The following is a 14,655-nucleotide window of genomic DNA, read 5'->3' on the forward strand; positions in this document are numbered from 1 at the left end:
GGGGATAGCATGAAAGGAATTATACTGGCAGGTGGCTCTGGTACTCGTCTCTATCCAATAACACGTGGCGTATCAAAGCAGTTATTGCCTATTTATGATAAGCCAATGATCTACTATCCGTTGTCAGTCTTAATGCTGGCAGGAATACGCGACATACTGATTATTTCTACTGCGGAAGATCTGCCTGCTTTCAAACGGTTATTGGGTAATGGTGATCGTTTTGGTATTCATCTGAGCTATGCAGTACAACCTTCGCCGGATGGTTTGGCACAGGCATTTCTGATCGGTGAGGAATTTATTGGCGATGATACCTGCTGTCTGGTACTTGGTGACAATATCTACTTTGGTCAGGCATTCAGTCCGAAACTGCAAGGTGTTGTGGCTCGCGGGCACGGAGCAACAGTATTCGGCTATCAGGTTATGGATCCTGAACGGTTTGGGGTTGTGGAATTTGATGAGCAGTACCGTGTACTTTCCATTGAAGAAAAGCCAGCGCAGCCAAAATCAAATTGGGCAGTAACCGGACTCTATTTTTATGACAATAAAGTTGTGGATTTTGCTAAACAGGTGAAACCTTCCGCCCGTGGTGAACTGGAAATTACCAGCATTAATCAGATGTATCTGGAGTGCGGAGAACTGAATGTTGAACTACTGGGACGCGGGTTTGCCTGGTTGGATACTGGCACGCACGACAGCCTGATTGAGGCCAGTATGTTTGTTCAGACTGTCGAAAAACGGCAAGGTTTCAAAATTGCTTGTCTGGAAGAGATAGCATGGCGCAATGGATGGATGGATGAGGAACAGGTAAGAGCCTCTGCGACAGAGCTGGCAAAAACAGGTTACGGTCAATATTTGCTGGATTTACTCCATGTCTATTCACGTTGAACCTGTTTACGCTGATATTGAGCCTTTGGCATGGGATAGCCAGTTTTTTGGCTTATCTACTGCCCGTCTGAATTTTGTATCGGAGTTTTCGTCTGCTAAGGGGCGGATAACAGCAGCTCAGTTGGATGAATATGCTTTGGTGCAGGCGAAAATTCCTGCGCAACAACTCCATTTGGCTGATCAGTTATCTGCTCTGGGTTTTTCTCTGGTGGAAGGCGAAGCGGATTTACTGCTGTCTGTTAATTCATCATCTGTCAGTTCGTTACCTGCCGGTTCAGAAGGATGTGATAAATACCAGGCATTGATAACCGCAACGCCATCGGATATTCCGTTATTGAAAGCGGCAGCGACCCGTGTGTTTGCAGCCAGCCGCTTTCGTGCCCCCTGGTATCAACCGGATGACAGTGGCCGTTTTTACGCGACTTGGGTTGAAAACGCGGTTCTGGGAACCTTTGATCACGAATGTTTGCTCGTCAATGATGAATATGGCGGTCTTGCCGGCTTTGTCACTATGAGAAACATCGGTTGCCATGAAGCACGAATAGGTTTACTGGCGGCATTACCGGGAAAATATCACCAGGGAATTGGAAAGAAATTGATGTCGGCGGCGCAGCAGTGGTGTCAGAACCATAGGATACAACGGCTGAGAATTGCAACACAAATCAGTAATATCACGGCTTTGCGCCTTTATACACGTAGTGGTGCGATAATCGAAAGCACCGCATATTGGTTATACAGAGGACGAAATGATTCCATTTAACAAACCACCGGTAGTTGGCACTGAACTGGAATATATGCAACAGGCGATGGCCAGTGGAAAATTGTGTGGTGATGGCAGTTTTACCAAACGTTGTGAAGAGTGGATAGAAAAGCGTTTTAATTGTTCAAACGCTCTTCATAGTTCAAAAGTGCTGCTGACACCTTCTTGTACCGCTGCATTGGAAATGGCAGCAATACTGCTGAATATCCAGCCGGGTGATGAAGTTATCATGCCCAGTTACACGTTCGTTTCGACTTCCAATGCGTTTGTGCTGCGTGGAGCGACAATTGTTTTCGTGGATATCCGTCCGGATACGATGAATATTGACGAAACCAAGATTGAAGCAGCTATCACGGATAAAACCCGTGCTATCGTGCCAGTGCATTATGCAGGGGTAGCGTGTGAAATGGATACCATCATAGCGCTGGCGGAAAAATACAATCTGTATGTCGTGGAAGATGCGGCACAGGGTGTAATGTCCACTTACAAAGGCCGCGCGTTGGGAACCATTGGTCATATTGGTTGTTTCAGCTTTCATGAAACTAAAAATTACTCTTCCGGAGGTGAAGGCGGGGCAATACTGATCAACGATAATTCCATGTTCTCCCGCGCAGAAATTATTCGTGAAAAAGGGACTAACCGTACGCAGTTCTTCCGTGGACAAGTGGACAAATACACATGGCGTGACATTGGCTCCAGCTATCTGCTGTCCGACTTACAGGCTGCTTTCCTGTGGGCACAGTTGGAAGTTGCTGAGGAAATTAATCAGCGCCGCCTGACTTTATGGGATAACTACTATCAGGCCTTGAAGCCATTGGCTGAGAAGGGGCTTTTAACTCTGCCGATTGTGCCAGAAAATGTAGAGCACAATGCGCATATGTTCTATATCAAACTGAAAGATGTGGAAGAGCGTAGCGAGTTTAATAGTCATATGAAAGCGGCTGATATTCTGACAGTGTTCCATTACGTAGCGTTGCACACCAGCCCTGCCGGTGAGAAATGTGGTCGTTTTCACGGTGAAGACCGTTTTACCACCAGCGAAAGTGAACGTCTGGTGCGTTTGCCGATGTTTTACAATATTACTGATGAAGAGCAGCAGATGGTCATCAGCCGCATTAAGGAATTTTTTGCCTGATGTCACTTGCCAAAGCCTCAGTCTGGACGGCTGGCTCTACACTAATCAAGATTGGCGTCGGGTTGCTGGTCGTAAAACTTCTGGCCGTCTCCTTTGGTCCGACAGGAGTGGGGCAGGCGGGCAATTTTCGTCAACTCATTACTGTTCTGGGTGTACTGTCTGGTGCGGGGATCTTTAATGGGGTTACCAAATATGTTGCGGAACACTATGTTGTAGAACACCATGTTGTAGAACACCATCAGCAACCGGAAAAGCTCAGAGCAGTATTGGGAACATCATCCTCAATTATTTTAGGGTTTTCTACCCTGCTGGCGGTAATTTTTCTCTTATTCAGCGACACCATCAGTATCAGTTTGTTTGGTCACAACCATTACAAAATGGTTGTGCAGGCGCTCGCATTTATTCAAATGGGAATCGCTTATGCCAACTATTTTCTGGCTATTTTGAAGGGATTTCGCGATGCTCAGGGAAACGCACTGGCAATAATACTGGGTAGTCTGGTCGGTGTAATTGCCTATAGCCTTTGCTATTGGTTAGGGGGTTATGAAGGCGCTCTGATAGGATTGGCTTTAGTACCTGCTTTGGTCGTATTGCCGGCAGTGGTTATCCTTTTGCGTCGTAAAGTTATTGCGTTTTCGGCATTGAAACCCATCTGGGATCGTGCCATTGCCAGCCATTTGGGGAAGTTCACTCTGATGGCGTTATTGACTTCCATCACTCTGCCAGTTGCCTACATCATGATGCGAAACCTGATGGCAGAACGTTATAGTTGGGAAGAGGTTGGTATCTGGCAGGGAGTGAGTAGTATTTCAGATGCTTATTTACAATTTATCACGGCTTCTTTCACGGTTTATCTACTGCCGACCCTTTCCCGATTGGAAAATAAAAACGAGATTGCCAGTGAGATAGTGAAGGCGTTGAAATTTGTCTTACCGGCCGTGGCTGTTGCCAGCTTTTCAGTCTGGTTATTGCGTGATTTTATTATTTGGTTACTGTTTTCTGATAAATTTACCGCAATGCGGGATCTCTTTGCATGGCAGTTGGCAGGTGATGTTCTGAAAGTTGGTGCTTATGTTTTTGGTTATCTGGTGATAGCGAAAGCAGCACTGCGTTTTTATGTATTGACTGAAGTCAGTCAATTTCTGTTGTTGACCAGTTTTTCTCATTGGCTGATCCCTGTTAATGGGGCGCTGGGAGCAGCTCAGTCATATATGGCTACTTATATTGTTTATTTTATTCTTTGTTGTAGCGTATTTATTATTTATCGCGGACGAGCATGACAACCTTAATCCACGTTTTGGGATCGGATATCCCACATCACAATCAAACGCTACTGCGTTTTTTTAATGACGTCTTGGCACAGGAAATAAATTCTCCAGCCAAACCGTGTTTTATGGTGGTGGCGAAAGAGCACTCATGGATAACAGCGAATTATCCTGCTTTAACCATCTCTGTTTATGAGAGTAAAACGGCACTGTCGAAGGCTGTAATAGCGCAGGCACAAGAAGACAGAGCCAGACGTTTCTTTTTTCATGGACAATTCAATACAGGATTGTGGATGGCTTTATTGATTGGAAAAATCAAAAGTCATCAATTCTGGTGGCATGTATGGGGAGCCGATCTGTACGAGGATTCCCGTCAGCTTAAATTTCGTCTTTTCTATCTGTTACGTCGTTTAGCGCAGAAACGGGCAGGAAAGGTGTTTGCTACCCATGGTGATCTCAATCATTTCGCAGCGTTCAACCCTAATATACCGGCTTCACTGCTGTATTTCCCAACGCGTATGGCACCTTCACTGGTGGTGAAGGAAAAATCCTTTTCATCTGAAGGGATCACTATTCTGTTGGGAAATTCAGGAGATAAATCCAACCGTCATATTGAAGCATTGCACAAAATTCATCGTCAATTTGGCACAGAAGCCCGTCTCATTTTGCCAATGGGTTACCCTGATAATAATCAAGCCTATATCCAACATGTAGAACAAACTGCATTGTCGTTGTTCCGGGCTGAGAATATCCGGATATTGAAAGCAAAACTGGCTTTTGACGATTACTTGTCATTGCTGCATCAATGCGATTTGGGCTATTTCATTTTTAAGCGCCAGCAGGGGATAGGAACTCTTTGCCAGTTGATCCAGTCAGGTATTCCATTTGTTTTGAGTCGTCAGAATCCATTCTGGCAAGACTTAACCGAGCAGCAAATCCCCGTTCTGTTTGATGGTGACGAGCTGAATAAGCACTGGGTGCAGGAAGCACAGCGTCAGATGCTGTCTCTTGATAAAAAGGCGATAGCCTTTTTTGATCCTAATTTTGTAGAAGGGTGGAAAATTGCCCTGTTGGAAGCATCTGGAGAGTTTCAATGACCTTGGCGCAATTCGGTGGGTTATTTGTTGTTTACACCATCTCGCTGATCTTCATTCTTACATTGATGTATCGGGAGTTTCGGCGTGTTCGGTTTAACTTCAATATCTTTTTCTCATTACTTTATTTACTGACATTTTATTTTGGTTTTCCACTGACGAGCATATTGATCTTTCAGTTTGATGTACAGGTAGTGCCGGTAGATTCATTGCTACATGCGATGCTGGCGTCGGGCTGTTTTTATGCCATTTATTATGTCAGTTATAAAATACGGCTCAGGTATCGAATTCCTGACAATGATACAGCATCCGGTAATGTTGTATCTCGTAAGCCTTTGTTTACCATGAATCGGGTAGAAACCAATCTGACCTGGCTGCTGTTGGCAGGTATTGCGCTCTTCACTGTTGGCGCTTTCTTTCTGCAAAACGGTTTTCTGCTGTTCAAGCTACAGTCCTATAGCCAGATATTTTCCAGTCAAGTTTCCGGGGTGGCACTTAAGCGCTTTTTCTATTTCTTCATCCCCGCCATGCTGGTGGTGTTTTTTCTGAAGCCGACTAAGATCCGCTGGCTATGCTTTTTAGTGGGAACGGTTGGGTTTGGTATTCTGACTTATGTCATCGTCGGAGGAACGCGGGCCAATATTATTATTGCGTTTGCATTATTCCTGTTTATTGGAATTGTTCGGGGCTGGATCACCCTATGGATGTTGCTTGTGGCAGGAGTCATGGGGATCATTGGTATGTTCTGGCTGGCATTGAAGCGTTATGGCCTTGATGTGAGCGGTGAGGAAGCCTTTTATACCTTCCTGTATCTGACCAGAGATACCTTTTCTCCGTGGGAGAATCTTGCTCTGTTATTGGATAACTACCGTAAAATTGATTTTCAGGGCTTGGCTCCGATAATCCGTGACTTCTATGTCTTTATTCCAGGCTGGGTTTGGCCGGACAGACCTAATCTGGTCTGGAACACAGCCAACTACTTTACGTGGGACGTACTGGATAATCACTCTGGTCTGGCGATTTCTCCGACTTTGATCGGTTCATTGGTTGTCATGGGCGGGGTGTTCTTTATACCGCTTGGTGCAGTTGCCGTTGGTATGATTATCAAGTGGTTTGACTGGATCTATGAAGCAGGAAAACAGGAAACAAGCCGTTATAAAGCAGCCATTTTACAGGCATTCTGCTTTGGGGCTATCTTCAACATGATAGTTCTTGCCCGTGAAGGTGTGGATTCTTTTGTCTCCCGTGTTGTGTTTTTTGGTATCGTCTTTGGTCTGAGCCTGATAGCTGCGAAATTGCTGTATTGGTTGTTCGACAGTGCAGGCGTTGTCCGAAAGTTTGTCAGCAATAATTTGTCTGTATCACAAAAAATGCCTGTTATGGTGGATGTAAGGAGAAAAAATGGCGATGAATAACATTCCTAAATATCGTATCCGCGGGCTCAGCCTGTGGGGATTTCGTGGAATGCCACATTTTCTTGATCACCTTTTTCAGGATGGGCAGGTAAAAACAGGAATATTGGTGGCAATCAATGCGGAAAAAGTGCTCACTGCGGAGAAAGACAATGCGCTAAGCGTGTTGCTGGATGAAGCGGAATATCTTTATGCGGATGGTATCAGTATCGTACGTGCTATCCGGCGTAAGTATCCTGATGCACAGGTGTCCCGTATTGCAGGAGCTGATTTATGGGAATCTTTGATGGAACGCGCCGGGCGCGAAGGTACACCAGTATTTCTGGTGGGTGGAAAATCTGAAATTCTTATCCAGACAGCAAATAAACTTCGCAAGCAGTGGGGCGTTAACATTGTTGGCAGTCAGGATGGTTATTTTACTGCTGAAGAACGAGATGCGGTATTTGCACGAATCCATGCCAGTGGTGCGCAGATAGTCACGGTAGCGATGGGATCACCAAGACAGGAGATTTTCATGCGTGATTGTCGAAAAGTGTATCCTGGTTCACTGTATATGGGGGTTGGAGGAACGTATGATGTGTTCACCGGACATGTTAAACGTGCGCCGAAAATCTGGCAGAATTTAGGTTTGGAATGGCTCTATCGTTTGCTATCACAGCCCAGTCGTATCCGCAGGCAAATCAAGTTATTGAAATTTTTGGGGTATTATTACAGCGGTAAACTGTAAGTTACGATTTGATCGCTATAACCCACTGTGTCCGGCTTAATATTGCTGCCTGATACAGTGGATTGTCTTATCCTGGCTGCGTAATTTGACCATCTCCATTGACTCTAATTTACAATTTTCTATTTCACTGATGGGCAAAACGTGTTTTGATCCCTGCCTTTTTACGACTGATCTTCACAACCATTGATTATCAATTCCTGTATTTTTTCTATTTGCAAATATAGACATCATAAAAATGGATAGGGAGTTTTATGAGTGATTCAAAACAGAGTCTGCAAAGGGGACTTGAGGCGCGCCATATTGAGTTGATTGCACTAGGCGGCACAATCGGTGTTGGGCTGTTCATGGGGTCCGCCAGCACACTGAAATGGGCTGGCCCATCGGTATTACTGGCTTATATTATTGCTGGTCTTTTTGTCTTTTTTATTATGCGGTCAATGGGAGAAATGTTGTTCCTTGAACCTGTCACCGGCTCATTCGCTGCTTTTGGACATAAATATCTTAGCCCTTACTGGGGATGCTTGACAGCCTGGGGCTACTGGTTTATGTGGGTTTCAGTAGGAATTTCAGAAATTACCGCGGTGGGGGTTTATGCTGAACTCTGGTTCCCTGATTTGCCCCAATGGGTTTCTGCACTGATTGCTGTTGGTCTGGTAGCGTTGGCTAACCTGGCTGCCGTGCGATTGTATGGGGAGTTGGAATTCTGGTTTGCTATGATCAAAGTCACCACGATTATTGTGATGATCCTGGTCGGTATCGGGCTGATATTCTTTGGGTTAGGTAATAATTGGCAAGCTATTGGTTTAGATAACCTGACTTCTCACGGTGGTTTCTTCTCTGGTGGCTGGCAAGGTTTCCTGTTTGCCCTTTGTATTGTGGTTGCTTCATATCAAGGGGTAGAGTTGGTTGGTATTACCGCAGGTGAAGCCAAGAACCCACAAATTACGCTGAAAAAAGCGATCAACAATATTCTGTGGCGGATTTTGATCTTTTATGTCGGAGCGATTTTCATTGTTGTAACCTTGTTCCCGTGGACAGAAGTGGGAACGCATGGCAGCCCGTTTGTGATGACTTTTGCTAAAGTTGGTATTACTTCTGCGGCAGCAGTAATCAACTTTGTTGTATTGACTGCGGCGCTTTCGGGATGCAACAGCGGAATGTACAGTGGGGGCAGAATGCTGTATGCCTTGGCTGCAAACCGTCAATTGCCGGCTTCATTGCTTAAGCTTTCGAAAAACGGTGTACCTGTAAAATGTATCGTGATCACTATTGGTTGCCTGATTGCAGGCTCCAGTTTGAATTATTTGATCCCGGAACCACAGGCTGTTTTTGTTTATGTTTATAGTGCCAGTGTACTGCCGGGAATGGTGCCGTGGTTTGTTATTCTGGTGAGCCAGTTGCGTTTCCGCCAACACCACCAGGAAGCGCTGAAACAGCATCGGTTTAAGTCGATACTTTTCCCTTACGTTAATTACCTGACATTGGTTTTCCTGTCTTGTGTATTGATTGGCATGGCGATTAATCCGGATACCCGTTTTTCATTGATCGTTGGTGGGGTCTTTTTGCTGATCGTGTCACTCATTTATTGGGGGGCAAAGTTTATCCGGGGAAGAAAACAGATAGAAAATGTAGTTTGATTTTTCATCAATGAAACAATTTGCGGTGGAAAAACGCTGGCTTTATCAACTAAGTGAATAAAGCATAATCAAACGCATCATTTCTTTAAAAAAAGCACTGGACAGTTGGAGATTAAATCCGTACTATCCTCCACCGCAACGGCGTTAAGCGCCCGTAGCTCAGCTGGATAGAGCGCTGCCCTCCGGAGGCAGAGGTCTCAGGTTCGAATCCTGTCGGGCGCGCCATTTAAAGCGTGCAAGAGCAGTGACGCTGAGTTATCGTGGTCAGCGGCATTGTCGTTAGTAAGAAAAGATAGTTGTTATGGTGGCTATAGCTCAGTTGGTAGAGCCCTGGATTGTGATTCCAGTCGTCGCGAGTTCGAGTCTCGTTAGCCACCCCATCTTTTTTATGATATGCGAGGGTGGCGGAATTGGTAGACGCGCTAGCTTCAGGTGTTAGTGTCCTTACGGACGTGGGGGTTCAAGTCCCCCCCTTCGCACCATAAAAAAGAGATAGATGTATTAAAAATATATTCGGCGAGTAGCGCAGCTTGGTAGCGCAACTGGTTTGGGACCAGTGGGTCGGAGGTTCGAATCCTCTCTCGCCGACCAGATTATGAAGAAACAGCCCTGCCGAAAACAGGGCTTTTCTCGTTGTACCCAACAGAAAATCTTCTCTTTTTCTTGCCATTTCTTGCCATTTCTTTCCTTTCTTGTAATTAATTATTTTGAAATTAATTGTTTCTATATGGTTAAAATTATATTAACTTTTTGTTTTTAAGGTTATTTAATTTTCAGTGTTGTATTTCAACGACAATCCATACCCTCATGTGTCTCCAATAAGAGACATTTAACTAATTGATTAAACTTATCTATGTCTAACATGTGGAATGGGTGTCTCAAATAAGAGACGGTATTTAGCGTGCTTTATGAAAAGGTGGCATATCAGCCATACTTCGGCCATATAGTCTGGGAGACATTCTCTTATGATTGTTGCTGTAACTTGATATTAGGTTAGGAAGTTAGTGATATAAGAAAATTGGCATGAAAAGTGCATTATTAAATTTGTAGATACTCATCCTACTCCTTATGACAGCATAGCTTCATAAACCTCAGGATGATGTAGAGCTAATTGCCAGTGCCTATGGTCCACGTTATAGATGAGTAAGCGTATGGTCTTTTCATCACAAACCGGACACGACGTTGAGTGAGGCACTATACCGTCTGTAGACCTGATTGTATTTATACACCTGTCTTATTTGACAGGTGTTTTTTTTATCTCTTGTTTAGCGTTTTCTTACTCAGTCCCTTCATTTACTTCCTTAATATCTCTTTTGTCTTTGTATGTATCGAAATTTTTACCATGATTAACAATTCGGATTAAGAATTATTGTTAACCATGGCTAATTTTAATTTAAAGGAAAATATTTATGCTTCTGTGCCACTCTCACGTTTCAGTGTCAGCATAAAGCCTTTAGTGCGTATTTGAGCGGCTTCTTCGCGTTTGTGCAGTCTGTCCAGTGCATCGGCAAGCCAGGCGTAATCGTGAGCATCAGGACGTTGTGCGAGAGCTGCTTTAAAGGCGCTTTCTGCTTTTGCCCATTCGCCATGGCGCAATGCCACTTGCCCCAATGTACTGTTAAGTAAAGGTGTTGCACCGTGTTGTTTCAACAAATGTGAAAGCGATTTTTGCACAGCCTCAGCATTATCCGCCTTTAAGTGAGGGAGTAACAGTAACAGTCGTTCATCGTATTGCTGTTTTAGCCCATTGAGAATAATTTGCTGTGCAGTTTCATGATCGTTACATTCAATCAGATGTTCAGCCATGGCAACCTGTAATGCAATGTCATTACGAACTTTGCGGCTTTGATCTTTCCACCATTCTTTCAGTCCAGCACTGCCTTTTTCTGCCATGATTTGATTCATCAAGCCGATATAAGCTTGCTGACGCAATTGAGCCACATGTTCTTCATCATGCAGATCAATTTTTGTTATTGAAGGTAAAATATCAATCAGGGATTGGTAGGCACCTGAACGTGTATATGCCTGCTCAGCCAGCCGCAATACTTCTGTATGTCGTGGCGCTTGATTGAGTAACTTATCCACACCGTTACGGGCTGCATGAACTTCTCCCTGTGCTAATTGGATGCGCACACGGGTAATATCGACAGGTAGTTGATCTTTATCGGCTACTTCTGCGGCACGCTCAATATATTGATTGGTGCGAAAATAATCACCACGTTGTTGGGCAGCTTCAGCAGCAAGCAGATAGTTAACGACAGGGTTTTCCGCATGATCAACATTGCGGGTCATTAAGTGTTCAACCTGCTTAAAATCCCCTTCAGCAAGCTTGAGCAATGCCTGCTTGGTCTGTAACCGAGCCCGGTTGCGCTTATATCCACCAAAGATCCAGCTATGGGTAAAAGTACCGGTACGTTTTAATCTGCGGTAACACCAACCGATGAAAATCAGCAGGAATTGCAGCAAGAGGAACATAATCACCAAACCGGTAACGCTGGTAGTGATATCGTAATTGTCTGTCTGGATAAGAACATATCCCTGATGCCCGGATAACAAAGGGCCAAGCACAACACCTATGATAAGGATGATGAACAGCAATAATATTTTTAGCATGTTCAGCCCTCCTTAGCGGGTGTTTCAGTCTGATTAGAGCCTTCTTCAGATTGCGGCTGAGGCTGAATTTCTGGTTGAACTTGGGACTGATAAAGCGGCTGGTGTGGCAAGTTATAAATACGTTTGCGCATTAAATCTGCTAGTACGGTCTGGCTACTTAACTGTTCTGGTATGTCAATGGAAAGTGGCCGTTTTTCCAGTTTATCTACCTCATTCAGAAAAGTTGCCGTATCTGGCATCGATGTATCAAAATAAGCCCTTACCCAGGTTGAAACAGATTTTAGTGATTCCTTATAAGTATCAATTTGTCGGCGAGGAGCTGCCTGGGCTGCTATCAACAGTTTGGAGCGGATATTTTCCCGTAGATAGATTTCTTGTTTTGGTGCCAACAGAGGTTCTTTAGAGCCATCACGAGGTTTGATGGTAATGAAATTATCCATAAAGCTGTGCCAGCTTTTGCTCAGATTTTCGCGCCAGTCAGAGAGTGAAGCACTGATCCCTTTATCGTCACCATCCATCGGCTTCCCTTGTTCCACACTATCAACCAGCGGTAAGTTATCTACCTGATTTGATAGCTGATTCAAGGTTAGAATGATGCCATCTATATCTACCTGATTGATTTTGGATAGCATGTCGATATCTTGCATAATCGTTGAGCGAGCATACAGTAAGCTAGGATCATTCATTTCTGTAAGGCTGCTGTCTGCGTCTTTCAGCAGAGCGATAGCGGTAGCAATGTCCTGATCACTCCAGATCTTGCGGCTTGCCATTTTTACGAGAAAATTTGCCTGTGCCAACCGCCAGTTTTCGATGTCAGAATTTGTCATTGCGGATATTCGATCCTGAAGTTCTGCCATGCGGTTGTCTAATTGTTGTCTTTGCGTATTGGCCTGCTCCAGGGCATTTTTTATTGCTTCAATTTTGTCATCCGCATCTTGTTTATCCGCAGACTGTTGTTGCACAAGAGCAGCAACTTGCTGTTGCAGCGTGAGGTTTTCGGCTGCTAATGCTGCATTCTGTTGTTTACCATGATAAAAAAGACAAATTCCACCCGCACCGATTGCCAGCGTGATAGCAATTGAGAGTGTACTGCCCACCCATCCGTAACTTCTGGATTTACGAGGAGCCTTTTCAGGCTTCTGAGGGAGTGTTGTCTCAACCGCATCAGTGGATTTCTTTTGTTCCGTCATAATGGACATCCCATATTGGTTTATTCCAGCGCCTGCATTAAGGCGTCATTATCTGCACTCTTAGCGACTTTTATTTCTTGCCAGCCCAGTGTTCGGGCAATATTGGCGAGGCGTTCGCTGACCACAATCAGTCGGCAACCTAATAACCACGCTTTGCCATTACCGCTACTCTCAGTGCTACCATCTTCACTGTTATCACCTTCAGTAACTAAGTTATATAACAGTTGCAACATTTCGCCACTTGTAACAACGATGGTTCTTATACCACATTGTTGCCAATGATGATTGAACTCAGTTGTACGATACTTGACTGGCTGACGTGAATAACATTCACAATAATCGATTGCTCCTCCGCGCATCCTTAAGGTTGAAGCAATCACCTCCCGACCACCATTGCCGCGAAGTAATAAAATCTTTTTATTCTCCATTTTTTGTAAAGTAGGGAGTTGCAGGAGATCTTCACTTGTTTCTCCTTGCTCTGACCAGAGAATGTCTTTTCCCGTTTGTTGATGAAAGAGCAAGGACGTCGATTTGCCGATACCATAATAGGATAGTTTGTCAGGCCATGAGAGGCCTTCTTGTACAAGTTGTTCGTTGGCATAATGCACGGCATTTTTGGATAGCAGAAAAACGAAATCACCCGCCGATAGCTGTTGCAGTTTTTGTGCCAGCAAGGGCAATTCAGCACCAGGGTAAATTGCAATAAGTGGCGCACTGAATGCTGTTTTACCGATGGCCCTTAACTGATTGACCAATGCTTCTCCTGCGTGGGCAGGACGGGTGACTAAGATGCTCATGCAGGTGGGTTCCTTTGATATACGTCAGCCAGGATCTGGCGTGCACCTTTCTCTAATAACTCTTCTGCCAATGACACACCCGCCTGGCGGGCTTCTTCACTACGAATAATTCTTTCGCCACGAATAATGGCACTGCCATCAGGTGCACCAACAAGGGCACGCAACCAGATATTACTGTCCTGCCAGATGGCATAACTGCCAATGGGAACCTGGCACCCTCCTTCAAGGCGGGTATTCATGGCACGTTCAGCGAGGACACAAATTTCTGTTCTTTGATGATTTAAAGGAGCAAGCAGCTCACGAGTCTGTGTATCATTCAGGCGACATTCAATACCAACAGCACCTTGCCCCACAGCAGGAAGCAGTAATTCCGGTGCCAATGACATTCGGATACGCTCTTCCAACCCTAGTCTCTTAAGGCCCGCAGCTGCAAGGATAATGGCGTCATAATCACCATTATCGAGTTTGCTCAAACGGGTGCCGACATTGCCACGTAAGTCGCGGATCACAAGATCAGGACGCAACTGGCGAAGCTGGCACTGGCGGCGTAAGCTGGATGTTCCAATAATACTGCCTGCGGGCAGTTCATCAAGCGAGGCGTATTCTACTGAAACAAAAGCATCTCGTGGATCATCCCTTTCACAGATTGTGACCAATCCCAAACCCTCAGGAAATTCGATAGGGACATCTTTCATGGAGTGAACAGCAATATCTGCCCGGTTTTCAAGCATTGCTAATTCCAGCTCTTTCACAAATAACCCTTTACCGCCAACCTTTGCGAGTGGCGTATCAAGGATGACATCTCCGCGAGTGATCATTGGAACTAATACAACTTTTAATTCAGGATGGAAATGTTCTAGTTGCTTTTGAACGTATCGAGCTTGCCACATAGCTAAAGGGCTTTGGCGAGTTGCAATGCGAATGGTTTTCATTGTCATGGGTAATTATCTTGGATAATTGTATTAATTAACGGCAATTGGAGATTTTTATCTCCAAAGAGTGAAAAAATAGAACAGTAAAAATGGCTCAGTTTTAACACTTCAATAATTTTTTTTCCAGTTAAGAAAAAGCCAGAATAGTATATAAATATACAGCCCGAAAAGATAAAAATAATTTTAAACATTAAAATAATGTTTTAAT

Annotated in this window: 12 protein-coding genes and 4 tRNA genes; 12 read left to right on the top strand and 4 right to left on the bottom strand. The window is 44.5% G+C overall.

Annotated elements, in window-relative coordinates; all coding sequences use genetic code 11:
- The first annotated feature begins 9 nt into the window (after positions 1-9).
- The 12 genes from rfbA (at position 10) to BDD26_RS01440 (ending at position 9,506) form a co-directional block, all read left to right on the top strand.
- Positions 10-885, top strand: coding sequence for a glucose-1-phosphate thymidylyltransferase RfbA (gene rfbA / locus BDD26_RS01385; protein WP_038268510.1), 876 nt, complete (start codon positions 10-12; stop codon positions 883-885).
- Entirely contained in the window at positions 869-1,645 is a 777-nt protein-coding gene (rffC, locus tag BDD26_RS01390) for a dTDP-4-amino-4,6-dideoxy-D-galactose acyltransferase (protein WP_115825344.1), read from the top strand. The genes rfbA and rffC overlap by 17 nt, the downstream gene beginning before the upstream one ends.
- The gene (gene rffA, locus BDD26_RS01395; protein ID WP_038268506.1) at positions 1,632-2,780 is read left to right on the top strand and encodes a dTDP-4-amino-4,6-dideoxygalactose transaminase; all 1,149 of its coding nucleotides are present in this window, start codon (positions 1,632-1,634) and stop codon (positions 2,778-2,780) included. Before rffC ends, rffA begins: the two co-directional genes overlap by 14 nt.
- Entirely contained in the window at positions 2,780-4,060 is a 1,281-nt protein-coding gene (wzxE, locus tag BDD26_RS01400) for a lipid III flippase WzxE (RefSeq protein WP_115825345.1), read from the top strand. The genes rffA and wzxE overlap by 1 nt, the downstream gene beginning before the upstream one ends.
- Positions 4,057-5,142, top strand: coding sequence for a TDP-N-acetylfucosamine:lipid II N-acetylfucosaminyltransferase (locus BDD26_RS01405; protein ID WP_115825346.1), 1,086 nt, complete (start codon positions 4,057-4,059; stop codon positions 5,140-5,142). The genes wzxE and BDD26_RS01405 overlap by 4 nt, the downstream gene beginning before the upstream one ends.
- Positions 5,139-6,554 carry an ECA oligosaccharide polymerase gene (gene wzyE, locus BDD26_RS01410; RefSeq protein WP_115825347.1) on the top strand — a complete coding sequence of 472 codons (1,416 nt, stop codon included), beginning with the start codon at positions 5,139-5,141 and terminating at the stop codon, positions 6,552-6,554. Before BDD26_RS01405 ends, wzyE begins: the two co-directional genes overlap by 4 nt.
- Positions 6,541-7,278: a lipopolysaccharide N-acetylmannosaminouronosyltransferase gene (wecG, locus tag BDD26_RS01415; protein WP_038268498.1), complete on the top strand. Its 738-nt coding sequence runs from the start codon at positions 6,541-6,543 to the stop codon at positions 7,276-7,278. Before wzyE ends, wecG begins: the two co-directional genes overlap by 14 nt.
- 251 nt (positions 7,279-7,529) lie before the next feature.
- The gene (gene thrP / locus BDD26_RS01420; RefSeq protein WP_038268495.1) at positions 7,530-8,915 is read left to right on the top strand and encodes a bifunctional threonine/serine APC transporter ThrP; all 1,386 of its coding nucleotides are present in this window, start codon (positions 7,530-7,532) and stop codon (positions 8,913-8,915) included.
- Between the two features lie 148 nt (positions 8,916-9,063).
- Positions 9,064-9,140, top strand: a tRNA-Arg gene (locus BDD26_RS01425).
- Positions 9,141-9,219: 79 nt separating this feature from the next.
- Positions 9,220-9,295, top strand: a tRNA-His gene (locus BDD26_RS01430).
- Positions 9,296-9,310: 15 nt separating this feature from the next.
- Positions 9,311-9,397: transfer RNA gene (locus BDD26_RS01435), tRNA-Leu, on the top strand.
- A gap of 32 nt (positions 9,398-9,429) precedes the next feature.
- A tRNA-Pro gene (locus tag BDD26_RS01440) sits at positions 9,430-9,506 on the top strand.
- Between the two features lie 816 nt (positions 9,507-10,322).
- Here the strand turns inward: BDD26_RS01440 and hemY are convergent.
- From hemY to hemC, 4 genes are read right to left on the bottom strand one after another with little or no spacing between them, the layout of a single operon-like run.
- On the bottom strand, positions 10,323-11,528 hold the full coding sequence (hemY, locus tag BDD26_RS01445; protein WP_115825348.1) for a protoheme IX biogenesis protein HemY: 1,206 nt from the start codon (positions 11,526-11,528) through the stop codon (positions 10,323-10,325).
- A 2-nt stretch (positions 11,529-11,530) separates the two neighbouring features.
- The gene (gene hemX, locus BDD26_RS01450) at positions 11,531-12,718 is read right to left on the bottom strand and encodes a uroporphyrinogen-III C-methyltransferase (protein WP_115825349.1); all 1,188 of its coding nucleotides are present in this window, start codon (positions 12,716-12,718) and stop codon (positions 11,531-11,533) included.
- A 20-nt stretch (positions 12,719-12,738) separates the two neighbouring features.
- Positions 12,739-13,515 carry a uroporphyrinogen-III synthase gene (gene hemD, locus BDD26_RS01455; RefSeq protein WP_115825350.1) on the bottom strand — a complete coding sequence of 259 codons (777 nt, stop codon included), beginning with the start codon at positions 13,513-13,515 and terminating at the stop codon, positions 12,739-12,741.
- Positions 13,512-14,453 (bottom strand): hydroxymethylbilane synthase, encoded by a 942-nt coding sequence (gene hemC, locus BDD26_RS01460; protein ID WP_115825351.1) that lies wholly within the window; start codon positions 14,451-14,453, stop codon positions 13,512-13,514. The genes hemD and hemC overlap by 4 nt, the downstream gene beginning before the upstream one ends.
- Between the last annotated feature and the right edge of the window lie 202 nt (positions 14,454-14,655).

It is taken from the genome of Xenorhabdus cabanillasii, assembly GCF_003386665.1.
Lineage (GTDB): Bacteria > Pseudomonadota > Gammaproteobacteria > Enterobacterales > Enterobacteriaceae > Xenorhabdus > Xenorhabdus cabanillasii.